Below are 25,056 nucleotides of genomic sequence, written 5' to 3' on the forward strand. Positions count from 1 at the left end.
TTGAGATAATTGAAAGTATGGACAAGGAAAAGAAAATTTCAAAAATTGGACGGGCTTAACATTTTTAATAATTATAATTAAGGGAGAGTAAGGTTAACTATTCATATATATTTTGGATAAGAAAACTGACTTTCTTATATCTTTTTAGTTCAATCAAACTTTTTAGCTTTACGAAATAAGAACTTATTTTTTTTTCAATTCAATCTATCACAATGATAATTCGAATGTTCTTTGCTCTCTAAAGTTATTAAAGCCTACATTTATCGATAATGTAGGCCTAATATGCTAATTAGCTATAAAGGCTGAATTATTAGAATTATTCCGTCTAATGCCACAATCTTAATTTCTGTGCCTGATGGAATATCTTGGCTAGCTCTTGCTGACCAAGAAGAGTCTCCTACCTTAATTCGGCAGTTGCCTCTTTTGACCTCTTCGGTAAGAAAAACAGTTTGCCCTACAAGTTGTTTTTCTCTTTGATTTAGCTCTCGTCCAGCGTCTGACTGCTTGTCATTAGATAGTTGTCTTCTCCACCACAACCAAGTGGTGATAAGTGAAAAACTCGCAAAGGACAACCATTGCATCTGCCAACCGATTGGTAGCGCGCCTAATAGCGCTCCGACCAACATGGCAGATATGCCTATCCACAAAAAGTAACCAGCAGTACCAACCAGCTCTAGGGCTAGCAGCGCTAGACCAAATGCTAACCAATGCCAGTGGTTTACTTGCTCTAGTAACTCGAACATAAGTTAGTCCTTACTACCCTTGTCGTTGCTTTGTGCAAACATCTCTGCGATACCTGCAACAGAACCCATTAGGCCAGTCGCTTCGAGTGGTAGCATGATTATCTTGCCGTTTTCAGCTTGGCCAATAGACTTCAGTGCGTCGGTGTAACCTTGTGCAATAAAGTAATTGACCGCTTGCATGTCACCTTGAGCGATGGCTGTCGAGACCATTTCTGTCGCTTTAGCTTCTGCTTCTGCTGCACGCTCACGAGCTTCTGCTTGCAGGATTGCTGCTTGCTTTTGACCTTCCGCTTTTAAGATTTCTGATTGCTTATGACCTTCCGCTTTTAGGATCTCAGCTTGTCTTACACCTTCAGCCGATAAAATGTCGGCACGTTTGTTTCTCTCAGCTTTCATCTGGGCATTCATCGCGGCGGTTAGATCAGCTGGTGGCTGTACATCTTTGATTTCGATACGAGTAACTTTTACGCCCCATGGGTTAGTTGCTTCATCCACGATATTTAGCAGCTTGGTATTGATCATGTCACGCTGGCTAAGCATTTCATCCAGTTCCATAGAGCCAAGCACAGTACGGATATTGGTGAGGGTTAAATTACGGATCGCATGCTCAAGGTCATTTACTTCATAAGCCGCTTTCGGTGCATCGATAACTTGTACGAAGCAAACTGCATCAATCATGACATTAGCATTATCTTTGGAGATGACTTCTTGAGCTGGGATATCGAGAACTCGTTCCATCATACTGATGCGTTGTCCGACTTTATCGATAAATGGAATGATCAGGTTTAGGCCTGGTTTGAGTGTCTGTGTATAGCGGCCAAAGCGTTCTACGGTCCAGTTATTGCCCTGTGGAACGGTTTTGACACCAGCGAAAATGAACAGTAGTGCGACGACAGTAAAGACGCCAATAGTAATCAATGTATCAATAGCCATACAAAATCCTTTGCAAGTTTAAGTTTTTGATAGTTCACTATTGATACTGGCTCATATTTAAATTCTGAGCAAATTTATAAACGAGAAATGGGCCATAAAATATTGATTTTATGGTCCATTTTATATTATTTAATTCGATAAACTAATTGATTAAATTGTCAGTTTTCGATGTTCAATCTAACGATTTTAGGGTTTTGTTAGTAAAGCAGAGAGTACAGTTGTCGACGGTACTTACTGGCAACTGGGTTTCCTTGCCCAAGCGCACTTAAGATGTCCATGAACTCTTTTTTCATATCGCCATCGCAAGTATTTAGATCTTTTGCTAGGAAAGACCACAACAGCTCCATCGCTTCTTCGTTGCGGTTCACTTGGTGATATTGCAATGCTAACTCAGAGGCAGTCTTAGCGTCATTCGGGTCTTGCTGCAGAGCGGTTTCTAATGCCTGTATTTCAGGGCTGTCTGCTGCTTGCTTGTGAAGTTCAAGTTTCGCGACTAAGCCTTTGTAGTAGTTGTCTTGGTACTCTAGAGGAATGGTGGCTAGCTGAGTTTCAGCAAGATCAAACTGTTGCGTTTCTAACAAACACTCTGCGATCGCCAGTTTTACTTCACCTTTATTCGTCAGCTCTGCTGGGAGTTGCTGCATAGCTGCTAGTGCTTGTGTGTGCTCACCTGCTTGCATTTGCTCTAGAGCTTGACGTAATGCAAGTTCATCTTGGCTAGGAAGGTGCTTGTTTAGCATTTCAACAATGGCTTCTAAGCTCTGAGGGCCACCAAGCCCATCGACAGGCTGACCGTTAACAAACAGTGCAATGGTCGGTAGTGCTTGAACCCCAAATTGGCTAGCAATGGCTTGCTCTTGCTCGCAGTTCAATAAAGCTAAGGTGAAAGCGCCATTGTATTGCTGAGTTAATGTTTGCAGTTCAGGAATGACTTGGGCGCTCTCTTGGCTCATTGGTGCCCAAAATTGGATGAGTACAGGGGTCTGCATCGAACCTTCTAATACTTGACGAAAGTTCTGCTCATTAAGTTCAACAATATGCGGAGATTGCATTTACGTTCCTTGAGGTTTGTTTATGGATACGTTGCAAATATGGGGGGATAAGTCGGTAACTTCAAGATCTAACTGGAGTATCTCAGATAAAAAGAGACAAAAATAAAAACGCTATGCTTCGATGTTGGTAGGATGTTTATCTCTACATAGAAGGCATAGCGTAATCATTGAGGTGGTCAGTGAGGTATTGCGTGAGATACTCAAAACAGAATAAACAACGTAATCGCCACACTCACACCTACCCAATTAAGGCGGTTTAAAGTCATGAAATGTCCAGATTAGATTCACCAATTGGGAGTAATTGATGAGATAGGATAAATCATGACATCTTATTGTTACGGAAAAATTACATCGTTACATTAAAGTTTGCGACTGTGCATTCAAAGTTAGAAAATTATGCAGCTTTTCTCAAAATAGGGTCTAGCCAGCGACTCGGCAGAATCCTTTTCAATACCGCGAACACTTTAGTCGGGGTCGTAACTCGGTATCTTAGCTTGGGTTTATTGGCCGAAAGTGCGTGAAATACAGGTTCGATACAACTCTCAGGTGGCAGAACAAAAGCGTTGTTCGATGACTCATTTTCGAGTCGGTCTTTTTGTTGTTGGTAGGCGTCTTGGTGAGCACTGCCAGAAATGTTGATCCATTTATTGAATGCTTTCAGGGCATTGGTTCTAAATTGAGTCTCAATTGGCCCAGGTTGCAGTAACGAGATGTGTATACCGCTGCCATGCAGCTCTAAACGCAAGGTATCCGTCCAGCCTTCAATAGCGAACTTTGACGCATTATAAGCGCCACGATATTTCATGGCGGCAAAACCTAATACGGAACTGTTTTGCACGATTCGGCCTTCACCACGTTCGCGCATGTGCGGGAGGATCTGACAAACAAGATGATGCCAACCAAAGAAGTTGGTTTCGAATTGCTCCCTGAGACCTTGGGTCGGTAAGTCTTCTAGCGCGCCTGCTTGACCGTAAGCGCCGTTATTGAATAACCCATACAACCCGTTAGGTGCGAGTGCAATCGCAAGCTTGGCGCCATTCTCGATACTCTCTTGGTTGGAAAGATCTAATTGAATACAAGTGAGGCCTTCATCTTGAAGGCGTTTTACATCTCGTGGGTGGCGACAGGATGCAATGACATTAAAACCACGTTTTTGCAGTGCATGAGCACATGTATAGCCTATACCCGTTGAGCAGCCAGTGATAAGAATCGACTTGTTCACACTTAATCCTTTATTAGAGTCTCTATCTCTCTAGAGTAAAGAATTAGTCTTGATGTTGTAACAAGTTTTTCAGAGCAGGTTCGATTCTTGAGTAACTAAAGATAAATCCAATTTCAGTGAGCTTCTTTGGTTTGGAACGAATGCTGTCAAAGAGCAGACAAGAAGATTCACCCATGAGTAGCGACATTGCCCATTTAGGCGTGAATAAGAAATGAGGTCGACGTAGTTGCTTGGCGAGTGTGCTGCTGAACAGTTTGTTGGTGACAGGGTGTGGGGCACACATATTAAATTCCCCTTGAGCGTGAGGCATCGACAATAAGTGGTTGATGGCTCTCACCATATCCAGCATGTGAATCCAAGGCATGTATTGCTCGCCTGAACCTAGCGGTCCACCAACTCCTAGTTTGTACGGCATAAGCATCTTTTTGAGCGCACCGCCATTTTCACCAAGTACAATACCTGTTCGCAGTAGTATCACGCGTGTTCTTTCTGATTGTGCTCTCTTGGCTATATCTTCCCAATGAGCGCAAACTTTGTGAGGAAAGCTTTCATCTTCTACTTGTAGTGATTCGTCAAACGGATGTTGCTGTTGATCACCATAGTAACCCACGGCTGAGCCGCTAATAAAAGCCTTCGGCGGGTTGCTGCTGGCATGAATTAACTCGACCAGTTTTTCAGTAATGTGCCAGCGGCTGTTACAGATCCTCTCTTTTTGCTCCGCACTCCAACGCTTGTCAGCGATAGGTTCGCCAGCAAGATTGACCACTACATCGAAGTCATTGAGATCGCTCAGTCCATCAAGAGATTGAATGTAATGAAGGTTATTCTGGTTCAGATGATTTAGGTTTTGCTTCGCTTTTTCGGGGCTCCGCGTCAATAATGTCACGTCGTCAGTGTTCCAGCTTTTGACCAATTCAGAACCAATAAATCCCGTACCACCAGTTAACAATATCTTCATACCAATCTCCCTATTAAACATAATTATAGACATGGCTTGTTTTTGAACGCCAATCAATACGAAAAAATCACTATAACGATCAGTTGGTTTCAATTGTGTGATACCCAAATTACGCCGTATCAATTTACGAAAGAATGAAATTAAATTCATCAAGTTAGGATGTATACCGCTATCACACTTATGGACTTTACTCGGATATGTTACCAACTGCGTAATATTTGTCACATAAGGGATGATAAGGATTTGCCATGATTATTAGTAATTAATAACCAGACACAATTTCAATGACTAGGAGTTGCGATGACGGCAGTGCTTGCTTTGTTTCGAGCCATGTTAGGTAGTCTAAGGGATCTCTTGCCGATCGTGGCGGTGATTGCTTTCTTCCAGCTTGCTGTTTTGCAAGAGCCACTCCCTCATCTTTTGTCTATTCTAACTGGCTTAGTGCTGGTGGTTTTTGGACTGACTTTTTTTATCTTTGGCCTTGAAATGGGTCTGTTCCCAATTGGCGAGTCGATGGCTCAAGCTTTTGCTCGCAAGGGGAGCGTGTTTTGGTTATTGACCTTCGCTTTTTGTTTAGGCTTTGGTACCACCATTGCCGAACCCGCGTTAACCGCAGTGGCTGCTGAAGCAGCAGAAGTTGCAGCTGAAGGTGGTGTTATTCCCAACTCTTTAGATGAAAGGGAACAATATGCCGATGGCCTGCGCTTCACCGTGGCGTTATCGGTCGGTATTGCCATTCTATTAGGAGTACTTCGGATCTTAAAAGGTTGGCCAATTCAGTACATGATCATCGGTGGTTATATTGGAGTTGTGGTGCTCACTGCATTTGCCCCGGAAAACATTATTGGGATTGCGTACGACTCTGGCGGCGTCACAACATCGACGATCACCGTTCCGTTAGTGACCGCATTAGGCGTAGGTTTAGCCTCGGCGATTAAAGGACGAAATCCAATGATTGATGGCTTTGGATTGATCGCGTTTGCTTCACTTCTGCCGATGATGTTTGTCATGGTGTACGGGATGGTGGTGACATGATCAGTGTGCAGCAATTTATCGACACCTTTCTAGGCACTGTAATGGATGTGATTCCGATTGCGGTGATCATCTTCGGTTTTCAGTTAGCGGTACTGCGTAAGCCTGTCAATAACCTTGCCAAAGTGCTCATCGGTTTCTTTTACGTCATTCTTGGCTTATCACTCTTTTTGATGGGGTTGGAGCTCGCGTTATTCCCTCTAGGGGAGACGATGGCAATGCAACTCACCGAACCAAGCTTTTTGACTGAGTTTAAGATCAGCTCTGGTCTTTCATTGGCTTGGTTTGATTATTACTGGGTTTACCTGTTTGCGTTTTGTATTGGTTTTAGTACCACGATAGCCGAGCCTTCTTTAATTGCTGTAGCGATTAAGGCAAACCAAGTATCCGGTGGCAGTATCAGTGTTAACGGACTGAGAATCGCCGTGGCATTAGGCGTTGCCATCGGTATCTCATTGGGTAGCTACCGTATTGTTGCGGGCGATCCTATCCATTACTACATTATTTGTGGCTATGTCATTGTGGTGATTCAAACCTTTTACGCCCCCAAATTGATCATTCCATTGGCCTACGATTCAGGCGGGGTTACGACATCTACCGTGACTGTGCCTTTAGTGACGGCTCTTGGATTAGGGCTTGCTTCAACTGTACCGGGGCGAAATCCAGTAATAGACGGTTTCGGCTTAATCGCCTTTGCGAGTTTGTTCCCCATCATTTCGGTGATGAGCTACGCCCAAATAACCCAATGGTTAAACCGTTTACACACCTCTAAGGAGAGCAAAGATGCGCTTTAAACTTATCCTAGCATTTGTAGAAGAGAGCAAAACCGACACTGTGCTCGATGCCGCGCGTGATGCGGGCGCAACCGGAGCAACCGTGATTAATAATGCCAGAGGGCAGGGCTTAAACCAAAAGCGCACCTTCTTCGGATTAACATTAGAGGTGCAAAAAGATGTGCTGCTGTTTGTCGTTGAGGAGCATCTAGCAAGGCATATTCTCGAAAGAATTAGTGAAGTGGGGGAGTTTGACCAAGAATCGGGACAGGGTATTGCAGTACAGATAGATGTGGAAGATGCAGTAGGCGTTGCGCACCAAGTTGAGACGTTAACAAAGGTTGTGGAGGATGAGCTATGAGTACCAGTGAAAAGATCCGAGTAGGCGATGTCATGGCCAATACGTATGTGATTATCGATGGGCTAACTACGGTGTTAGAAGCGATAGAGATGGCGAAGAAGCACAAAGTGAAGGCAATCATTGTCGATAAACGCCACGAGGATGATGAGTACGGTATCGTGTTGATGAATGATATAGCAAAGAAAGTGTTGGCTAAGAATCGATCTCCCAAGCGAACCAATGTTTATGAAATCATGACCAAGCCAGCGCTAAGCGTGTCTGCTGAGATGAACGTAAAGTATTGCGCTCGCCTGTTTGAACGCTTTGGTATCAGTCGCGCGCCAGTAGTTCGTGATAACAAAATAGTCGGTATGGTTAGTTACAATAATATCGTGATCAACGGTATGGTGAGAGATGACGTGTAGCATTTAGATACGTACAATAGGCTCATAAATTTTATGGAGAAGTACGTGTGAAATTATTTTTTGCTTCAGACCTACACGGTTCGCTGCCAGCAACAGAAAAGGTATTAGAACTCTACCAAGCGTCTGGTGCGCAATATTTAGTGCTATTGGGTGACATTCTGAATCATGGTCCAAGAAACCCGATCCCCGAAGGATACAATCCGCCGGCGGTTGCAGAGAAGTTGAATGCGTTTTCTCAAGAGATCATTGCCGTTCGTGGCAACTGTGACAGTGAAGTGGATCAGATGTTGTTGTCTTTTCCAATGATGATGGATTACTCATGGGTGTTATTGGAATCAGGTCAGCGTATCTTTCTAACCCATGGTCATTTGTATAACACCACTAAACGACCAGCACTAAAAGCGGGTGATATTATTGCCCATGGACATACCCATATTCCAGTTGCCGAATACCAAGATGATATCTTTATCTTTAACCCTAGTTCGGTGACATTCCCACGAGATGGTCACGCTGCGAGCCATGGCATCTATGAAAATAATACCTTTAAAGTCATTAGCCTTGAAGGTGACGTAATTGTGAGTGGCGAGCTTTAAATAAACTCAATCGGCGGCGCTAGAAAAGGCTCACTTTGAGTCTACGTGGCCGAGGTCCCTGTCTGGAGCAATGATGTTTCGCACTCTTTGCTTCAGAACTTTCGCTTCTGGAAAACCTTCATCTGCTTTTCTTTCCCAAATTTGCACACCATTACAAAAGATTTCGAACCTGCCTCCGGTGTCTGGATGCAAGCTCACTTGTTCAATTTCTTCGCTAAAGGTATGCAGCAGCTCTTGGCATAACCAACTTGAACGAAGCATCCAATTACACTGACGGCAATAGTGTATTGCGATTGTCGCTTTTGTTGCTGTCTCTTTTGCTGGCGTCAGATTTGGTTGATCCGTATTCATAGTTAATCCTTAAAATGCTACATCCGTAATTTGATACCAACGGCTAACAAAAAAGGGGCATCATGCCCCTTTCTATTGATATACCGTTGAATGGTATTCAGCTATTGATATACATAAATAACTGCAGAGTTTTAGTTTGAACCAGTTTTAGTTTGAGAACAAAACGGTAGAACCGTGATTTAAGCTAGTGAGCAGCAGTGCCTTCTGATTAATAATATCAATGCGTCGGCTTTGCTCTGCATCCATCTTAATCACTTGAGTGATAAGTTCGAGTTGCTCTTCCGAAAAGTCTTGGCGCTCAGCAGAAGTTACATCTTTAAACTCTGTTGGCGAAATCAGTAAATAGTTATCGTTAATATCCCACTGACCTGTTTCAGATATGTTGATGACATTCGCAGGTGCAGTTTGAGTGCTGTACAGCCTAACCACTGACATCCTCAGGTACGTACCATTTGGTAGGTATTTCGCATTCGATGACAATTCAACTTTACGAAGCGGCCCGATTGAATCAGCTTGCTTGTTATCGCTAATCAGAGTCACCATTTTCGATTGCCATTCATGCTGAGTGAGCAAGCGCTCTACTTTTGCATCACTGCCCCAATATAACCAACCACTTAAAAATGCAGATAGAACCAGTAAAATAATCGATACTTTTAGTTTCATGTTACTGACCACCGTTACAAATGTCGTTTACATCCGACTGGTTTGCGTAAATTCTTAGGGTTACATTTTCGCTAGAGTAATCTTGCGGGTGAATGTAGTTGAGGGCAAGGTTGTTGGTTTGTCCACCAGTTGCAATCACCTCAGTCGGTTTCAGCATGCCAGTGTGATTGGTGTTGTAGCGCAATACACACTTCTCTATCGCAGGTAGCCAACTGCTGAGATCAGGATGATTGATTGGGGTTTGAATCTTTACACCATCCACTTCAGTCAATGTTCTGAACTCGGATTCTGCGGGGTTAGTAAACGTTAAAACCAGAATTGGCATGATGAAAGCCGCAAGCAATAACGAAAACGCTAACCACTTATTGGTGCTTTTAACCGGGGTCGCAGTTGGTGTTGTTGCTGGTTCCACTTCAACTTTGGTTTCTTGAAACTTTGTAATTGAGTCGGGCTCAACAGCTTCAGTCATTGCTTCTTCGGTCATTGTAGGCGTTGCAAACGTTAAGATAGGTTCTACGTCATTTTCTGCAATTTCAGCCGCTGCTGGCTGATCATTTGATGAAAGTGGTGCAGAGCGTTCAACGGTTGCAATAAATTGGTAACCGCGTTTAGGTACCGTTTTTACGAATTCTGGAGATTTGGTCGAGTCCTTGAGCATCTTTCTCAGGGTCGAAACTGCTTGCGTTAAGCTTGAGTCATCAACCTCAAAGCCTTGATCTCGCCAAACATACTCGTGCAATTCATTACGAGTGATAACTTCATTGGGTCTTTCTGACAGCATCAGGAGAATGCGGCTTTCATTGCTGCCAAGGCGCACGACTTCGCCGTCGCTCATTTGATCAACAAGTGAATTGCTATTTGGGTCGAATACGAACCGCTGTGCGAGAATAAACTTTGTGCCGATATTGCTCATTGAATTCTTCTATTTTGGATGATTTTGAGTGCGAAATAGACAAATCTCAGGTGAAGTTCCGTTAATTCTTCACCAAATCATGGCTTCTTTTATGTTCTTTTATATTTATCAGACTCAAGGATAATAAAAACAGATCAAAAAAACAGTGTTTTTATGATTTTTGACCTTGAATTTACATTTGTCATCCTCATGTTAATGAACATAAGAGTGGCATCAAGTGTTACGCCCCTATGGTATTCAACATAAAGTATAGATGTTTTGGAGTAAAAATGAGCGAAACAGCAACGCAAAATAAAGAGACTCGTGGCTTTCAATCTGAAGTAAAACAACTACTTCACCTAATGATTCACTCACTGTATTCAAATAAAGAAATCTTCTTACGTGAGCTGATCTCTAATGCATCTGACGCGGCTGATAAGCTTCGTTTCCAAGCCTTGTCAAACGGTGACCTTTACCAAGGTGATGCAGACCTAGGCGTAAAATTATCTTTTAGCGCTGAAACTAATACTTTAACGATTTCAGATAACGGCATCGGCATGAGCCGCGACAACGTTATTGAGCATTTAGGTACGATTGCTAAATCGGGTACTGCAGACTTTTTCTCAAAGCTGTCTGAAGACCAAAGCAAAGACTCTCAATTGATTGGTCAATTTGGTGTTGGTTTCTATTCTGCATTCATCGTTGCAGACGCGGTAACGGTTCGCACACGTGCAGCAGGTCTAGCGAGTAATGAAGCTGTTCAGTGGCACTCTGCAGGGGAAGGTGATTACACCATCGAAGACATCACTAAAGAGTCTCGTGGTACTGATATCATTCTTCATATGCGCGAAGACGGTAAAGAATTCCTAAATGAATGGCGTCTGCGTGAAGTCATTGGTAAATACTCTGATCACATCGGTATCCCTGTTTCAATCTTAACTGCGGTTAAAGATGACGAAGGTAAAGACACCGAAGAGAAACATTGGGAACAGATTAACAAGGCTCAAGCGCTTTGGACTCGTAACAAGTCTGATATCGAGAAAGAAGAGTACCAGGAGTTTTACAAGCACGTATCTCACGACTTTGCTGATCCATTAACGTGGAGCCATAACAAAGTTGAAGGTAAGAACGATTACACAAGCCTACTTTACATCCCTGCTAAAGCACCTTGGGATATGATGAATCGTGACCATAAGAGCGGCCTTAAGCTTTATGTACAGCGAGTATTCATCATGGATGATGCAGAGCAGTTCATGCCATCTTACATGCGTTTCGTTCGCGGCTTGATTGACTCAAACGATCTACCACTGAACGTGTCTCGTGAAATCTTGCAAGATAATAAGGTAACTCAGTCTCTTCGTGGCGCATGTACCAAGCGTGTCCTGACTATGCTTGAGCGCATGGCGAAGAATGACAATGATAAGTACCTAGAGTTTTGGAAAGAGTTTGGCCTTGTACTGAAAGAAGGCCCAGCGGAAGACATGGCGAACAAAGAAAAAATCGCTGGTTTACTTCGCTTCTCATCAACGGAAGTTGACTCTGCTGACCAAGCTATCAGCCTAGTGTCTTACGTTGAACGTATGAAGGAAGGTCAAGACAAGATTTATTACCTAACAGCAGATAACTACGCTGCCGCTAAGAACAGCCCGCATTTGGAGCAGTTCAAAGCAAAAGGTATCGAAGTGGTTCTAATGTACGATCGTATTGATGAGTACGTAATGAACTACCTGACTGATTTTGATGGTAAGCAGTTCCAATCGATCACCAAAGCGGGCTTAGACCTAAGCAAGTTCGAAGGCGAAGAAGAGAAAGAGAAGCAAAAAGAGGCAGAAGAAGAGTTCAAATCTGTTGTTGAGCGCACTCAATCTTACCTAGGTGATCGTGTTAAAGAAGTTCGTACCACTTTCAAGCTAGCGACAACGCCAGCGGTTGTAGTCACTGACGACTTCGAAATGGGCACGCAAATGGCTAAGCTTCTTGAAGCTGCGGGTCAAGCTGCACCTGAAGTTAAGTACATCTTTGAGATTAACCCTGAGCACGCACTGGTGAAACAGATGGCTGATGAAGCGGACGAACAAGCGTTTGGTCGCTGGGTTGAGCTATTACTTGGCCAGGCTATGCTGGCTGAAAAGGGCTCAATGGAAGATCCGTCACAATTCTTAGGTGCAATCAACGAACTACTGACAAAACGTTAGTCTTTCGACTTTGAACTAAGCCCATAATTATGAATAAAAGCTCGCGAATGCGGGCTTTTTTTATGAACGTCGCTTAAATTCATCGAAATGTAGCTAAAGTCGCTAACAAGACGAACGCAAACGCTGTCGATACATTCTTTAGTCTTAATTTCAGCCAAATTGAATATTAATGTGATAGAATGCTCGACCTAATCAGCTGGGACTATGAACCTATCATCTCCAGTTGTATGATTTTTAAACGTTATACCGAAACTTACCGTTTTGCTTCTGTTTACAGTTGTGCTTAGCCTCAGTTGTTACCTAACCTCTCTTGTTCGACTTAAATTGAACCAGAAAGGCGGGATAGTGAGCTTCGGTATAAATCATAATTTTTATAAGAGGATTAAACATGCGCATCATTCTTCTAGGTGCTCCTGGCGCGGGTAAAGGTACTCAAGCTAACTTCATCATGAACAAATTTGGTATCCCTCAAATTTCAACTGGTGACATGCTACGTGCTGCTATCAAAGCGGGTACTGAGCTTGGTAAGCAAGCAAAATCAGTAATCGACGCTGGTCAGCTAGTTTCTGATGAAATTATCCTTGGTCTAATCAAAGAGCGTATCGCTCAAGATGACTGTGAAAAAGGTTTCCTACTAGACGGTTTCCCACGCACAATCCCACAAGCGGATGGCCTAAAAGAAATGGGCATTGCTGTTGATTACGTTGTTGAATTCGACGTAGCTGACGATGTGATTGTTGAGCGTATGGCTGGTCGTCGTGCTCACCTTCCTTCTGGTCGTACATACCACAGTGTGTACAACCCACCTAAAGAAGAAGGTAAAGATGACATCACTGGCGAAGAGCTTGTTGTACGTGATGACGACAAAGAAGAAACAGTTCGTGCACGTCTAGGCGTATACCACGATCAAACGGCTCCGCTTATTTCTTACTACGGTAAGGAAGCAGAAGCAGGTAACACTAAGTACCTTAAATTTGATGGTACTAAGCAAGTTGCTGAAGTTAGTGCAGAACTTGAGAAAGCACTAGCATAATTGGCTAACAGCCAGTTTTAGAATTTGATATATTGGAAGCGACCGTTAAGGTCGCTTTTTTTGTTTCAATTTTTAGTCATATACCAATCTAGATAAAATCGATTGTGCATAATTTCCGCGCTGCGGCTTAGATTCACGCGGCTAACGATCAAGGTGATGTTGCGATAACTCAGGTTAAGAACGACTATTCTTAAATTTAGTTGCGTAACAATGATCTTAAACTTATGCAGATTAGTATATTACGTTCCAGAAAATCACACATTGGTCTCAGGTATCTATGGAAAATAATAAAAAGCAGGGCGTTTTACTGGTGAACTTAGGAACACCAGATTCGGCGACTCCAGCTGGCGTTCGTCGATTTTTGAGTGAATTCTTACACGATAAGCGAGTCGTAAACCTAACGCGTTGGCTTTGGTGTCCTATTTTACATGGGGTGATCTTACCGATTCGAGCTCCGAAAGTGGCTAAATTGTATCAGTCTGTCTGGATGGATGATGGATCACCGCTGCTTGTGTACTCACAAAGACAAGCTGAGAAACTGCAGAAGAAATTGCAAATGCCTGTTGCGCTGGGTATGACCTATGGCAACCCAAGTCTTAAGATGGGTGTCGAACAACTGATGGAGCAGGGTGTCGAAGACATCATCGTACTACCTCTGTATCCTCAGTACTCAGGAACAACGACAGCGGCCGTTTCTGATGGTTTAACTAAAGCCTTCAAAAAAATGCCTGTTATCCCGAGCTATCGCTTTATTCGAGATTATTATTCTCACCCTAGCTATGCGAAAGCACTGGCTGAAAGTGTTCGTAGCCATTGGGAAGAAAATGGTAGGGCCGATCATTTAGTGTGTTCTTTCCACGGTATTCCGAAGCGACTCGCTGATGAAGGTGACATCTACCCTCAGCATTGTGAAGCGACGACCAAATTACTTGCTGCTGAGTTAGGCTTATCAGCGGACGATATCACCATGACATACCAGTCTCGATTTGGTCGAGAAGAGTGGTTGAAGCCTTACACTGACGAGACACTTGAATCACTGCCGAGTAAGGGCATCAAGAAGATTGATATCATGGCTCCTGCGTTCTCGGTTGACTGTTTGGAAACGTTGGAAGAGATTTCTGACCAGTGTAAAGAGACGTTCATTGATGCTGGTGGCTCAGGCTTTAGCTACATTATGTGTCTTAACGACAGAGACTCACACATCGATATGATGGCTGAGCTAGTGGCGCTTCATCGCTAACTAATATACCAATAGAATAAATAACAAAAGGGCTGCTCATTGAGCAGCCCTTTTTGATCTTGATGTTTCTTTTTGAAATAGATCTAGATATTAAGCAACAGAAGTTTCTGCTTTTGGCTCTGCTTCAAGCGTCATGTTAGTTTCTACACCATGCATCCATGATACAAGTTTACCTGCACAAAGAAGCAGTAAGACGCCACTTATTGTCGCTGTAATTGCGATACCACCGAAGATAGACATTGCGCCAAGCTCACCAACGTGAGAACCCACAAGGCCAGCGACGTAGTTTGCGACAGCATTAAAACCAAACCATGCGCCCATCATTAACGATGCCAGACGAAGCGGAGCTAACTTAGTGACCAACGACAGGCCAATAGGAGATAGACAAAGCTCGCCAAGGGTATGGAAGAAGAAAGCACCGACTAGCCATAGCATTGATGTTTTGACTGTTAGGTCGCCACCTTGCTCCATTACTGCGCCCATCATGCACACAAAGCCTAGTGCTAAGAAAAACAACGCCATCGCAAATTTCACTGGCGAGTTTGGTTCACGCTTACCAAGCTTGACCCAAAATGCAGCAATGATTGGTGCAAGTGTAATGATGAAGAATGGGTTCAGAGATTGGAACCAAGCTGCAGGAACTTCAAAGCCACCAATCATACGATCAGTATATTGCTGAGTGTAGATGTTCATCAGACCGCCAGCTTGTTCAAAGCCAGCCCAGAAAACGATTACGAACAGACCCATAACTAGAATAACTTTTAGTCTGTCGAACTCTTCTTTGGTCAGTGGTGTTTTCTCTTTCGATTTATTCAGCGCTTTCGCTCGTGCAGCTGCAGGTACTGAGCCAATGTTGCCTAACCATGACTGAGCCATCGTCAATTGCATAACTAAGCTAATAACCATACCGATACCAGCGGCTAGGAAGCCAGCTTTCCAGCCGAATGAATCGACTGCAGCACCTGAAATTAAGCCACCCAGTAGCGCGCCTAAGTTGATGCCCATGTAGAAAATGGTGAAAGCGCCGTCACGTCGGTTATCGCCTTCTTGGTATAGGTCGCCAACCATGGTCGAGATGTTTGGTTTAAACATACCGTTACCACTGATAAGCAGTGCTAAACCCAGATAAAGAGCATTTACTTGGTCTAAGCCAATAGCGCCGTTAGGAAGAGCAAGCGTAAATTGGCCTAATGCCATTAATACACCGCCCACTAGGATCGATTTACGTTGTCCTAAGTAGTTATCGGCAAGCCAGCCGCCGATTAATGGCGTGATATAGACTAAACCAGTATAGATACCATAAAGATCGAGGGCATCTTTTGTTGACCAACCAAGGCCACCATTGATAGTGGTATCGGTAAGAAATAAAACAAGGATGGCACGCATTGCATAGTAGGAGAAACGTTCCCATAGCTCTGTGCTAAAAAGTAGAAATAGGCCTCTAGGGTGGCCAAAGATGTTGTGATTGCTTGGCATAAGTTTTACTAATTTTAGGTATTAAAAGATTTTATAGTTCCTTATGTATACAGAGTGGAATAACCATCTGCAATAGGCGTCTTTTATGGTCACGATAACTAGTTTTTTATAAGTTTATGAAAATAATGGGTTTTATTGATAATGTTGCCCAGATAATGCGTGCTGCAAACTAATTTTCCAGTTTTGAGTTGAGCGCATAGTGTTCTTTTTAAAAGAATTATCGAATGCTAACCGTCGAATTGATTGGTTTGTTGGATGGTTTCTGGGTTTAAATGGTATCGCGTTCCTTTTGCGTGTCGCATACATAGCCTTACAATAATGCATCTTTTTATCTGTAAATGTTCCCTGTACAATGCTTAACCACTTTTTGTCCCTATGGCTTTTTGTTGATAAGTTGGTCTGTTACGCATAATTTATTGCTTATCAGGATTCATTTTATTAACGGTGATTAACGGTTTTAGGCTTGTGGTAATATATCCCAAAATAGAAAATGGCTAGTAAAATGAAACGTTGGTATTTACTTTACTGTAAGCGTGGTGATCAAAAACGCGCTCAACAGCACCTAGAAAACCAGGGGGTAGAGTGCTTTTATCCTCAAATCGATGTCAAGAAGGTCGTGAGAGGGAAAGAGAAGCAGGTCAAAGAACCGCTATTCCCATCTTATATCTTTGTTCGCTTTGATTATGAGCAAGGCCCTAGTTTTACGACAGTTCGTTCGACTCGTGGCGTTGTCGACTTTATTAAATTTGGAGCAAGGCCACATGAAGTCCAAGGCGACTTAGTGTATGAACTGAAAGAGTTTGAGAAGTGTTGCGAAGATGAACCTGAAGAGTGCTGTGTTGAGTTTGAATCAGGGCAAGTGGTCAAGATCAATAGTGGTCAGTTTGCTGGGGTTGAAGCTATTTTCCATCAGAAAGATGGTGAAGCTCGATCTATTATGCTGGTAAAAATGATCAGCAAAGTGGTTCCGATCAGTATTGAGAACGAAGCACTACAAGCTCACGCATAAGTGCAGTAATACAAAGCAAAAAATAGGCTTAAAACAAAAAGGCGCATAATGCGCCTTTTTTAGTCTTTAGGGTTTGTTCAAAACGCGCTAAGCGTTGTAAGCATCGTTGTGAACGGCTTGTACTGCACGACCTGATGGGTCGACACAGTTTTTGAATGACTCATCCCACTCAATCGCTTTCGCTGATGAACAAGCAACTGAAGGACCACCAGGTACACATTCTGCCGCTGATTCTAGAGGGAATAGCTCCTCAAAGATTTCACGGTAAGCATAACCTTCTTTGGTTGTTGGCGTGTTGTAAGGGAAACGGAACTTCGCAGCTTCCATTTGTTGATCCGTTACTTTTTCTTCAGCCGTTGCTTTTAATGTGTCAATCCAATCGTAGCCAACACCATCAGAGAACTGTTCTTTTTGACGCCATGCAATTGAATCAGGTAGGTAGTCTTCAAAACACTCACGTAGAATGTGTTTCTCCATTTTACCGTTACCACACATCTTATCTTCAGGGTTCAAACGCATTGCTACATCGATGAACTCTTTGTCCAAGAATGGAACACGACCTTCAACACCCCATGCCGCAAGAGATTTGTTGGCGCGAGCACAGTCAAACATGCTTAGAGCAAGAAGTTTACGCACGGTTTCTTCGTGGAACTCTTTTGCGTTTGGCGCTTTATGGAAGTACAGGTAGCCACCAAAGATCTCATCAGCACCTTCACCAGACAGTACCATTTTGATACCCATTGCCTTGATCTTACGAGCAAGCAAGTACATCGGCGTTGAAGCACGAATCGTCGTTACATCGTAAGTTTCAATGTGGTAGATAACATCACGGATTGCATCTAAGCCTTCCTGAATGGTGTAAGTCATCTCGTGGTGTACGGTACCAATCTTATCAGCAACTTCACGAGCAGCGATCAGATCAGGCGCGTTTTCTAGACCTACTGCGAATGAGTGCAGTTGTGGCCACCAAGCTTCTGATTGCTCATCGTCTTCGATACGCATTGCAGCAAAACGTTTAGCGACTGCTGAAGTGATTGAAGAATCAAGACCACCAGATAGAAGTACACCATAAGGTACATCTGTCATTAGTTGACGTTTAACTGCAGCTTCTAGCGCTTCAGTCAGTTCTTCTTTACTTGTGCTGTTACCTTGTACCGCAGCGTATTCATTCCAATCGCGGATGTAGTAGCGTTGAGGCTCTGCATCTTTCGAAGAATAGAAGCTACCAGGAGGGAACTCACTGATCGTCTTGCATACTTCAGCGAGTGCTTTCATCTCTGAAGCAACGTAGTAGTTGCCGTGCTCGTCGTAGCCTTGGTAAAGCGGGATGATACCAATATGGTCACGGCCGACTAGGTACTCGTCTTTCTCTTCGTCGTATAAAACGAATGCGAAAATACCGTTAAGTTCTTCTAAAAGGTCCGCGCCCATTTCTTGGTATAACGCTAGGATAACTTCACAGTCAGAGTCAGTCTGGAACTGGTACTTATCTTCATAGCGTGCACGAAGTTCTTTGTGGTTATAAATTTCGCCGTTCACTGCAAGAATGTGCTTTTTATCTTGGCTGTATAGTGGTTGTGCACCACTGTTAAGACCAACGATAGCCAAACGCTCGTGAGCAAGAATTGCTTTTTCACCAGCATAGATACCAGACCAGTCTGGGCCACGGTGACGAAGCTTTTTAGACATTTCTAAAGCAATAGGGCGAAGTGCTGCGGCATCACTTTTAATGTCGAGAATGCCAAATACTGAACACATAGAACTTCCTTTTAAATAATTTCTAAATCAACTGTATTCAATTTGCCATTCTGGCTAAAAAAAGCAACCGAATGTGAGCAAAAAAATAATATAAAGGGGTTTATGTTAGAAATTATCTAATTTTAAGGTGGTTTTGGTGAGTGACGTCTAATTGCGGTTGGTTTTTTAAACAAAAACCTCTCAAAAGTGCAAAAGAACAGCAATTTTGAGAGGTTAATTAGACAATGTTTAGGACTAGATCTTATTGATGTTTGGGTTTAATTGCTCACATACGTGTCGAGCAAAACCACTACCAGCTTCACTGTAAATGTTGAATGCCGCATCGACACCATTCTCTTTCAATGTTTCTAGCTGGTCGGAGTATTCAGCAATGGCGGCGATTTGACCTTTAAAATCACGTGATTTTAGCTGTTCTAAGGCTGTTTGATTACCTTGGTGATGAGGCATCGCCAAGATCACTAACTTCACGTTTGCTGTATCTAAGATACGCTCCCAGAAATCTGGGTCGGTTGCGTCGCCAGAAATAACGTTTCTTCCAAGGCTTCTATGGTTGTGTGCGGCTTCTTCACGAACTTCGACACCTAAGCTAACCTTGCCATAGCGAGAACGCAATTCATCGTAGGCGCCAGTACCAATGCGCCCCATACCAAGAATAAGCACTTGTGCTCGACCAGGATCAATTCGTTTATCACGTTGGTGAAGCTTTTCAGCAGCGTGCTCTTTGAGCCACTTACCTGACTGTTGATAAAGCTTATGACCCGCTTTGTTTAAAGGAGCAGCGATTAAGAACGATAACGAAACCGCAATCGCCACCGCCACTAATATATCGCCAGACATCCACCCCATCTTAAAGGCAAGACCACCGACGATAAGACCAAATTCACTGTAGTTAAACAATGATAGAGAGGCGAGTAGAGAGGTTCGAACACGGAATTTGAAGCGGTTGAGTACCAAGAAGTAAAGCACGCCTTTCACTGGCAGCAACAGCAAGAATAAGATGGCGAGCATAAAGCCTTGAATGGTAGGTTGCTCGGATAATCCAATATTCAAGAAGAAGCAAACAAGGAAAAGCTCTTTGAGGTTAAACAGCGATTTCGACAGCTCTGAAGCTTTTGGGTGACCGGCTAGCAACATACCTAAGATAAGAGCACCTAGATCTGGTTTAACCCCTACAAACTGGAACAAACCTGCACCGACGACCAATGCGAAGAAAATGCCGAACAGCACCAACATTTCGCCGTGACCAACCCAGTCGAGGACTTTGTAGAACAACGGACGACAGAATGGCAAAGCGAACAGTGCGATGGCATACCACTCTGGAATTTTGCCTGTCGATGCCGTTAAGAAGACCACGGCAAAGATATCCTGCATGACCAGAATACCGATCGCTAATGTTCCATAGGTCGCATTCATTTCCCCTTTCTCTTGCAGAGACTTAACTGCGAATACGGTACTAGAGAATGAAAGGGCAAAACCGAGTAGAACAATCTGTTCTATTGACATGGCTGCCAACGAGGAAATACCTAGGAATTTAAAACCAAACAGGGCGACCGCAAAAAACAGAGTGGATAAAAGGTTGTGGATTGTTGCGCCAGCCCAGATCTCTTTAGAGAGCAGGGTTTTGATATCGAGCTTTAAGCCAATCGTAAATAGAAGCAGGGTGACACCAAGGTCAGCCAAGGTAATGATGGTGTCATTGGTTTCAAAACCCAGAGCAAAGAGCCCGAAACCAGCGACCAAAAAGCCGACCAATGGGGGAAGGTGACACTTTAAAGCAATAAATCCTGCAATAAACGCAGTGGATATTAATATAAGTTCCATAACTTGTAGTAGTAGTTCCCTAGCTTAAAAAAACGGGCCGTGTTTATACAAACACGGCCCGCGGAAAATCAGAGTTGTTTTTCTTTAGTCTTCAAGAAGCTTTTGAAGTAACACACCGTTGAGCATGGCGCGCTTAATCATGGCAAAAGCTCCCATCGTAGGATGTTTATCGATCTGTGATGCTACAATAGGCAGGCCGCTATGGAAAGCCGTTAACGACTGATTCTCTACATTGCGCTTAATTGCAGGGAAAACAATCTCTTGTGCCTTTGTAATATCACCAGCAATGATAACTTTCTGAGGATTAAACAAGTTAATCGTCATTGCGATAGCTTTACCCAGTTGATTACCTACTCGAACCAAACTTTGCTTAGCCAGTTCGTCGCCATTGATAGCATGGTCACATACATCTTGAATGGTAATGTGTTCAATCTCTGTTAGCGAGGACTCATAACCTTGCTTAATTAGCTTTTGGACACGTTCAACAATGGCAGGGTTTGCCGCTACGGTTTCAAGACAACCGAAATTACCGCATTGGCATTGCTCGCCAAGTGGATCAATTTGGATATGACCAATTTCACCCACGTTGCGGTTATGGCCAAGGAAAACCTGACCATTAACAATAATACCAGCACCAGTACCACGGTGAACGCTAACCAAAATAGAATCTTGGCTGTCTTTGCTTGCACCGAAGTAGTGCTCAGCAAGCGCCATTCCTCGAACGTCATTACCAACAAAACAAGCAACATGGAATGTGTCGCGAATAATGTCGCTTAACGCAAGGTTATCGATGTCTGTATTTGGCATGTACTCAACGACACCTGTCGTTGGGTTAACCAAGCCTGGAAGAGTGACACCAATGGCAATCAGTTGGTCGATCTTTGGTTGGTGTTCAGCAATGAAAGCCTTCAAGTTATTGACCAAGCCTTGGGTGAGGTCTGATTGGTCTGAGTAATTCAGGTCTTGCTGTTGGAAAGCCAGCTCACGACCGCCAAGGTCATGCAGGCTTATTTGAATGTAATCTCGACCCAAGCGCACAGCGACAGAGTGAAAAGGCTCTACTTCTGTGGTTAGGGAGATAGCGCGTCTACCGCCAGTAGACGCTTGCTGCGCAACCTCTTTAATTAGGCCGCGCTCTAAAAGTTGGCGGGTAATTTTTGTAACACTTGCCGGTGCGAGTTGGCTTACATCAGCCACTTGTATACGACTGATAGGCCCTTGTTGGTCTATTAGTCGGTATACCGCCGCACTGTTTAGTTGTTTAACTAAGTCTACGTTACCTATTTGTCCGCCATTCATACTTAATTGTGCTCGTATTGTCCGTTAACAACAGTCGCTTTAACGTTAAAGTCTCGGTCAAATACGGCTAGGTTTGCAACCATGCCTTTTTTGATTCGACCTAGCTTGCTTTCTACACCGATAGCCGTAGCTGGGTATAGCGTAGCCATGCGAAGAGCTTCGTCTAAAGCGATACCGGCGTGCTCAACTGTATTCTGAACTGCTTCAATCATAGTCAGAGCTGAGCCGCCCAGTGTGCCGTTTTCATCAACACACTTACCATCACGGTAATATACTTTCTTACCGACAAAAATAAAGTATTCCATGTCAGCACCTGCAGGAGCTGTGGCATCCGTCACTAATACCAACTTTTCTCCCTTGATTTTATGCGCAATTCTGATGTTTGCGTAATCAACGTGGAAGCCATCAGCAATAATGCCAGCATAAACCTCAGGCGTATCGTAAATCGCGCCAACAACGCCAGGCTCACGACCAACCATAGGAGTCATTGCATTGAATAGATGAGTGGCAAAAGTGATACCTGATTCGAAACCTTGACGAGCTTCTGCGTACGTTGCATTCGTGTGACCAATCGAAACAACCACACCAGCTTTGCGCAGACGCTCAATGTGTTCTGGGTCGTTAAGCTCAGGAGCCAATGTTACTTTTGCAACAAGGTCACTGTTCTCACAGATAAGCTCAATCATTTCGCTGTCTGATTTACGAATGTGATCGACGCTGTGAATGCCTTTTTTCGCGACGTTTAAATACGGACCTTCAAGGTGTAGGCCAAGAGATTGGTTTTGGTATTGGTTGTGATACTCACGAGCTGCGGTAATAACCGCGCGCATGTCTTCGTCAGAAGAAGTGATTAGCGTTGGCAGGAAGCTAGTACAGCCAGATTTAAGGTTTGCTTTGTGCATGATCTGCATGGTGTCTGCAGTGATCTCATCGTTAAGCATAACACCGCCACAACCATTCAATTGTAGGTCAATGAAGCCTGGGCTTAGGTTTGCTCCGTTTAGGTCGCGAACTTCGATTCCTTCTGGTAATTCAGAGATAGGACAGACTTTTTTGATCAGTTCGTTTTCGATTACAACAGCATGATCGGTTAGAACATCACTACCAGTGTAAATTTTACAGTTACTTAGCGCGTACATAGTCAGCTAATCCTTATTTCGTGAGATCTTTAAAATTTGTTCGTTACCTAAATGTGGACTTAGTTTGCGAGCATCATTTACGTAACGATTTATCTTTTATGGGCAAACGGCTTCAAAATGGGAAGCGATTTAAGTTGTTGAAAAATATATGAACAATTGATTATTGATATACATTTAGGTTCACTTTTAATGATTGTTTATTGGACAGCGTAAACCCAGGGATACCATCATTTTACCTAATGGTTAGGTTTAGATTTTATCTATAAACGTTCATTTTTTTGAATGATAAAATAAGTTTTATGATCTCGCTAGCAAAAACCTCTGGATTTGGTAAAAACTGGTGATTACGATCACAAATGGTAAGGTTTTAATTTGCGGAGCAAAATTAATTGAATACACTGAATAGGACTAAATTGAGCGACTAAAATAAGTTTCTCAAACGAATTCTAAAAAATCCTATAGGGGGAAACAACTGGTGAATATTCTAGGATATGCACAGAAGCTTGGTAAGGCGTTAATGCTACCAATCGCAACGCTTCCGATTGCGGCGCTTCTTTTACGTTTAGGTCAAGGCGATTTACTTGATATTCCATTCATGGCAGAAGCTGGTGGTGCTATCTTCGGTAACCTACCATTGCTATTTGGTCTAGGTATCGCGATTGGTCTTTCTAAAGACGGTAACGGCGCAGCGGGTCTTGCTGGTGCAGTTGCTTACTTCGTACTAACAGCAACAGCAACCACAATTAACGCAGACGTTAACATGTCATTCTTCGGCGGTATCTTCGCAGGTATCATCGCAGGTCACTCTTACAACGCTTTCCATGCAACACGCCTTCCTGAGTGGCTGGCTTTCTTCGCGGGTAAACGTTTAGTACCTATCATGGCCGGTCTATTTGCACTTGTTGCAGGTGCTGTGTCTGGTGTGGTTTGGCCTGGTATTCAATCTGGTCTAGATGCACTAGCTCACGCGGTATCAACGTCTGGTGCTGTTGGCCAATTCGTTTACGGTACTCTTAACCGTGCACTAATCCCTGTAGGTCTACACCACGTATTGAACTCATACTTCTGGTTCGGTATGGGTACGTGTCAGGAAATCATCGTTGCTGGTCAAGGCGCATTCGCTAACATCACTCAACTTTGTGTTGACCCTGCACTGGCTAAAACTCTAGTTGTTGGTCAAGAACATACATTCACATTCGCTAACTCAGTAACTCCAGAGATTACTACTGTTGTTAAAGAAGTGACTGAAACAGTTAAATCTGGCGACCTACACCGTTTCTTCGGTGGCGATAAAGGCGCTGGCGTATTCATGAACGGTTTCTTCCCAGTAATGATGTTCGGTCTACCAGGTGCTGCACTTGCAATGTACCTAGCTGCTCCTGCTGAAAAACGTAGCCAAGTTGGTGGCGCATTGTTCTCAGTTGCATTCTGTTCATTCCTAACAGGTATCACAGAGCCGCTAGAATTCATGTTCGTATTCCTAGCTCCTGCTCTATACGCAATGCACGCGGTATTTACAGGTCTGTCTCTAGTAGTGGCAAACATGTTTGGTACTCTGCACGGTTTCGGTTTCTCTGCTGGTCTAATCGACTTCGTACTGAACTGGGGTCTAGCAACTAAACCATTCACTCTACTATTGATTGGCTTAGCATTCGGTGCTCTATACTTCTTCACTTTCTCTTTCGCAATCCGCGCTTTCAACTTGAAATCGCCAGGTCGTGAAGATGATGACGAAGCTGCAGCAGCTCCTGCTGGTGACGCGCCAAAAGGTGACGTTGCTCGTCAATACCTGAAAGCTCTAGGTGGTCACGAAAACCTGACTTCAATCGATGCTTGTATCACTCGTCTACGTCTAACTCTTAAAGACCGCTCTATCGCTGATGAAGTTGTTCTTAAGAAACTTGGCGCTAAAGGTGTGGTTAAACTAGGTGAGAACAACCTACAGGTTATCCTAGGCCCACTAGCTGAAATCGTCGCTGGCGAAATGAAAGCTATCGGCGCAGGTGAAGACCTATCTGATGTAAAACTTCCATAGTAAAGGAAGTACTTGTTAAGACGTAACAACGGCTCTTAACTAAGTTTCAAATTGAAAGCCTCCCACACGGGAGG

Annotated in this window: 23 protein-coding genes; 10 read left to right on the top strand and 13 right to left on the bottom strand. The window is 43.5% G+C overall.

The features are described from left to right. Nucleotides 1-293 precede the first annotated feature (293 nt). From L3V35_RS12960 to L3V35_RS12980, 5 genes are all read right to left on the bottom strand, one after another. Nucleotides 294-743: an NfeD family protein gene (locus L3V35_RS12960; RefSeq protein WP_017079451.1), complete on the bottom strand. Its 450-nt coding sequence runs from the start codon at nucleotides 741-743 to the stop codon at nucleotides 294-296. Nucleotides 744-746: 3 nt separating this feature from the next. Further along, nucleotides 747-1,676, bottom strand: coding sequence for an SPFH domain-containing protein (locus L3V35_RS12965; protein WP_004734251.1), 930 nt, complete (start codon nucleotides 1,674-1,676; stop codon nucleotides 747-749). Nucleotides 1,677-1,873: 197 nt separating this feature from the next. Further along, complete coding sequence (locus tag L3V35_RS12970; protein ID WP_054547634.1) at nucleotides 1,874-2,728, bottom strand: co-chaperone YbbN; 855 nt, start codon at nucleotides 2,726-2,728, stop codon at nucleotides 1,874-1,876. Nucleotides 2,729-3,122: 394 nt separating this feature from the next. Then, a complete protein-coding gene (locus L3V35_RS12975) occupies nucleotides 3,123-3,950 on the bottom strand; it encodes an SDR family oxidoreductase (RefSeq protein ID WP_237299998.1) in 828 nt (275 codons plus the stop codon). A gap of 43 nt (nucleotides 3,951-3,993) precedes the next feature. Further along, on the bottom strand, nucleotides 3,994-4,908 hold the full coding sequence (locus L3V35_RS12980; RefSeq protein WP_237300000.1) for a TIGR01777 family oxidoreductase: 915 nt from the start codon (nucleotides 4,906-4,908) through the stop codon (nucleotides 3,994-3,996). A 300-nt stretch (nucleotides 4,909-5,208) separates the two neighbouring features. On the opposite strand from L3V35_RS12980, the gene L3V35_RS12985 reads away from it, so the two are divergent. The 5 genes from L3V35_RS12985 to yfcE are packed head-to-tail and all read left to right on the top strand — an operon-like array spanning nucleotide 5,209 to nucleotide 8,071. Continuing rightward, nucleotides 5,209-5,943: a DUF1538 domain-containing protein gene (locus tag L3V35_RS12985; protein WP_017079455.1), complete on the top strand. Its 735-nt coding sequence runs from the start codon at nucleotides 5,209-5,211 to the stop codon at nucleotides 5,941-5,943. Further along, nucleotides 5,940-6,734 carry a DUF1538 domain-containing protein gene (locus L3V35_RS12990; RefSeq protein WP_017090179.1) on the top strand — a complete coding sequence of 265 codons (795 nt, stop codon included), beginning with the start codon at nucleotides 5,940-5,942 and terminating at the stop codon, nucleotides 6,732-6,734. The genes L3V35_RS12985 and L3V35_RS12990 overlap by 4 nt, the downstream gene beginning before the upstream one ends. Continuing rightward, nucleotides 6,724-7,074, top strand: coding sequence for a P-II family nitrogen regulator (locus tag L3V35_RS12995; RefSeq protein WP_054547637.1), 351 nt, complete (start codon nucleotides 6,724-6,726; stop codon nucleotides 7,072-7,074). Before L3V35_RS12990 ends, L3V35_RS12995 begins: the two co-directional genes overlap by 11 nt. Then, a complete protein-coding gene (locus L3V35_RS13000) occupies nucleotides 7,071-7,478 on the top strand; it encodes a CBS domain-containing protein (protein ID WP_050651629.1) in 408 nt (135 codons plus the stop codon). The genes L3V35_RS12995 and L3V35_RS13000 overlap by 4 nt, the downstream gene beginning before the upstream one ends. A gap of 47 nt (nucleotides 7,479-7,525) precedes the next feature. Continuing rightward, on the top strand, nucleotides 7,526-8,071 hold the full coding sequence (gene yfcE, locus L3V35_RS13005; RefSeq protein ID WP_004734243.1) for a phosphodiesterase: 546 nt from the start codon (nucleotides 7,526-7,528) through the stop codon (nucleotides 8,069-8,071). A gap of 30 nt (nucleotides 8,072-8,101) precedes the next feature. On the opposite strand, the gene L3V35_RS13010 is transcribed toward yfcE, so the two are convergent. From L3V35_RS13010 to L3V35_RS13020, 3 genes are all read right to left on the bottom strand, one after another. Then, nucleotides 8,102-8,422, bottom strand: a complete 321-nt coding sequence (locus tag L3V35_RS13010; RefSeq protein ID WP_004734242.1) for a SelT/SelW/SelH family protein — start codon at nucleotides 8,420-8,422, stop codon at nucleotides 8,102-8,104. A gap of 147 nt (nucleotides 8,423-8,569) precedes the next feature. Beyond that, nucleotides 8,570-9,085 carry a regulatory protein ToxS gene (locus L3V35_RS13015; RefSeq protein WP_054547640.1) on the bottom strand — a complete coding sequence of 172 codons (516 nt, stop codon included), beginning with the start codon at nucleotides 9,083-9,085 and terminating at the stop codon, nucleotides 8,570-8,572. 1 nt (nucleotide 9,086) lies between these two features. Continuing rightward, on the bottom strand, nucleotides 9,087-9,998 hold the full coding sequence (locus tag L3V35_RS13020; protein WP_237300002.1) for a transcriptional regulator: 912 nt from the start codon (nucleotides 9,996-9,998) through the stop codon (nucleotides 9,087-9,089). A 269-nt stretch (nucleotides 9,999-10,267) separates the two neighbouring features. Between L3V35_RS13020 and htpG the strand changes: the two genes are divergently transcribed. The 3 genes from htpG to hemH all read left to right on the top strand — a co-directional run bounded on the left by htpG (nucleotide 10,268) and on the right by hemH (nucleotide 14,445). Further along, entirely contained in the window at nucleotides 10,268-12,172 is a 1,905-nt protein-coding gene (gene htpG, locus L3V35_RS13025; RefSeq protein WP_004734239.1) for a molecular chaperone HtpG, read from the top strand. 388 nt (nucleotides 12,173-12,560) lie between these two features. Then, nucleotides 12,561-13,205, top strand: a complete 645-nt coding sequence (adk, locus tag L3V35_RS13030) for an adenylate kinase (protein WP_004734238.1) — start codon at nucleotides 12,561-12,563, stop codon at nucleotides 13,203-13,205. Nucleotides 13,206-13,482: 277 nt separating this feature from the next. Further along, a complete protein-coding gene (hemH, locus tag L3V35_RS13035) occupies nucleotides 13,483-14,445 on the top strand; it encodes a ferrochelatase (protein WP_171308855.1) in 963 nt (320 codons plus the stop codon). A gap of 90 nt (nucleotides 14,446-14,535) precedes the next feature. Here the strand turns inward: hemH and L3V35_RS13040 are convergent, their stop codons facing one another. Further along, the gene (locus L3V35_RS13040; RefSeq protein ID WP_004734236.1) at nucleotides 14,536-15,921 is read right to left on the bottom strand and encodes a peptide MFS transporter; all 1,386 of its coding nucleotides are present in this window, start codon (nucleotides 15,919-15,921) and stop codon (nucleotides 14,536-14,538) included. Nucleotides 15,922-16,423: 502 nt separating this feature from the next. Between L3V35_RS13040 and rfaH the strand changes: the two genes are divergently transcribed. After that, complete coding sequence (gene rfaH, locus L3V35_RS13045; protein WP_004734235.1) at nucleotides 16,424-16,930, top strand: transcription/translation regulatory transformer protein RfaH; 507 nt, start codon at nucleotides 16,424-16,426, stop codon at nucleotides 16,928-16,930. An 87-nt stretch (nucleotides 16,931-17,017) separates the two neighbouring features. Here rfaH and asnB read toward each other — a convergent pair whose 3' ends face one another. The 4 genes from asnB to nagA all read right to left on the bottom strand — a co-directional run bounded on the left by asnB (nucleotide 17,018) and on the right by nagA (nucleotide 22,947). Then, complete coding sequence (gene asnB, locus L3V35_RS13050) at nucleotides 17,018-18,688, bottom strand: asparagine synthase B (protein ID WP_237300004.1); 1,671 nt, start codon at nucleotides 18,686-18,688, stop codon at nucleotides 17,018-17,020. A 234-nt stretch (nucleotides 18,689-18,922) separates the two neighbouring features. Continuing rightward, a complete protein-coding gene (locus L3V35_RS13055) occupies nucleotides 18,923-20,509 on the bottom strand; it encodes a cation:proton antiporter family protein (RefSeq protein WP_017093863.1) in 1,587 nt (528 codons plus the stop codon). 84 nt (nucleotides 20,510-20,593) lie between these two features. Then, on the bottom strand, nucleotides 20,594-21,808 hold the full coding sequence (locus L3V35_RS13060; RefSeq protein WP_004734232.1) for an ROK family protein: 1,215 nt from the start codon (nucleotides 21,806-21,808) through the stop codon (nucleotides 20,594-20,596). 2 nt (nucleotides 21,809-21,810) lie between these two features. Then, the gene (gene nagA / locus L3V35_RS13065) at nucleotides 21,811-22,947 is read right to left on the bottom strand and encodes an N-acetylglucosamine-6-phosphate deacetylase (RefSeq protein ID WP_237300006.1); all 1,137 of its coding nucleotides are present in this window, start codon (nucleotides 22,945-22,947) and stop codon (nucleotides 21,811-21,813) included. 475 nt (nucleotides 22,948-23,422) lie between these two features. Here nagA and nagE point away from each other — a divergent pair, with 475 nt between their 5' ends. Then, entirely contained in the window at nucleotides 23,423-24,982 is a 1,560-nt protein-coding gene (nagE, locus tag L3V35_RS13070) for an N-acetylglucosamine-specific PTS transporter subunit IIBC (protein WP_017079465.1), read from the top strand. Nucleotides 24,983-25,056: the final 74 nt, after the last annotated feature.

Source organism: Vibrio sp. L5-1, assembly GCF_021728315.1.
In the GTDB taxonomy this organism is placed as follows: domain Bacteria; phylum Pseudomonadota; class Gammaproteobacteria; order Enterobacterales; family Vibrionaceae; genus Vibrio; species Vibrio splendidus_K.

Coding starts and splice junctions, on each gene's coding strand:
- L3V35_RS12960 (WP_017079451.1), bottom strand. CDS start 743: ATGTTCGAGTTACTAGAGCAAGTAAACCACTGGCATTGGTTAGCATTT.
- L3V35_RS12965 (WP_004734251.1), bottom strand. CDS start 1,676: ATGGCTATTGATACATTGATTACTATTGGCGTCTTTACTGTCGTCGCA.
- L3V35_RS12970 (WP_054547634.1), bottom strand. CDS start 2,728: ATGCAATCTCCGCATATTGTTGAACTTAATGAGCAGAACTTTCGTCAA.
- L3V35_RS12980 (WP_237300000.1), bottom strand. CDS start 4,908: ATGAAGATATTGTTAACTGGTGGTACGGGATTTATTGGTTCTGAATTG.
- L3V35_RS12985 (WP_017079455.1), top strand. CDS start 5,209: ATGACGGCAGTGCTTGCTTTGTTTCGAGCCATGTTAGGTAGTCTAAGG.
- L3V35_RS12990 (WP_017090179.1), top strand. CDS start 5,940: ATGATCAGTGTGCAGCAATTTATCGACACCTTTCTAGGCACTGTAATG.
- L3V35_RS12995 (WP_054547637.1), top strand. CDS start 6,724: ATGCGCTTTAAACTTATCCTAGCATTTGTAGAAGAGAGCAAAACCGAC.
- L3V35_RS13000 (WP_050651629.1), top strand. CDS start 7,071: ATGAGTACCAGTGAAAAGATCCGAGTAGGCGATGTCATGGCCAATACG.
- L3V35_RS13010 (WP_004734242.1), bottom strand. CDS start 8,422: ATGAATACGGATCAACCAAATCTGACGCCAGCAAAAGAGACAGCAACA.
- L3V35_RS13015 (WP_054547640.1), bottom strand. CDS start 9,085: ATGAAACTAAAAGTATCGATTATTTTACTGGTTCTATCTGCATTTTTA.
- L3V35_RS13020 (WP_237300002.1), bottom strand. CDS start 9,998: ATGAGCAATATCGGCACAAAGTTTATTCTCGCACAGCGGTTCGTATTC.
- htpG (WP_004734239.1), top strand. CDS start 10,268: ATGAGCGAAACAGCAACGCAAAATAAAGAGACTCGTGGCTTTCAATCT.
- adk (WP_004734238.1), top strand. CDS start 12,561: ATGCGCATCATTCTTCTAGGTGCTCCTGGCGCGGGTAAAGGTACTCAA.
- hemH (WP_171308855.1), top strand. CDS start 13,483: ATGGAAAATAATAAAAAGCAGGGCGTTTTACTGGTGAACTTAGGAACA.
- L3V35_RS13040 (WP_004734236.1), bottom strand. CDS start 15,921: ATGCCAAGCAATCACAACATCTTTGGCCACCCTAGAGGCCTATTTCTA.
- rfaH (WP_004734235.1), top strand. CDS start 16,424: ATGAAACGTTGGTATTTACTTTACTGTAAGCGTGGTGATCAAAAACGC.
- asnB (WP_237300004.1), bottom strand. CDS start 18,688: ATGTGTTCAGTATTTGGCATTCTCGACATTAAAAGTGATGCCGCAGCA.
- L3V35_RS13055 (WP_017093863.1), bottom strand. CDS start 20,509: ATGGAACTTATATTAATATCCACTGCGTTTATTGCAGGATTTATTGCT.
- L3V35_RS13060 (WP_004734232.1), bottom strand. CDS start 21,808: ATGAATGGCGGACAAATAGGTAACGTAGACTTAGTTAAACAACTAAAC.
- nagA (WP_237300006.1), bottom strand. CDS start 22,947: ATGTACGCGCTAAGTAACTGTAAAATTTACACTGGTAGTGATGTTCTA.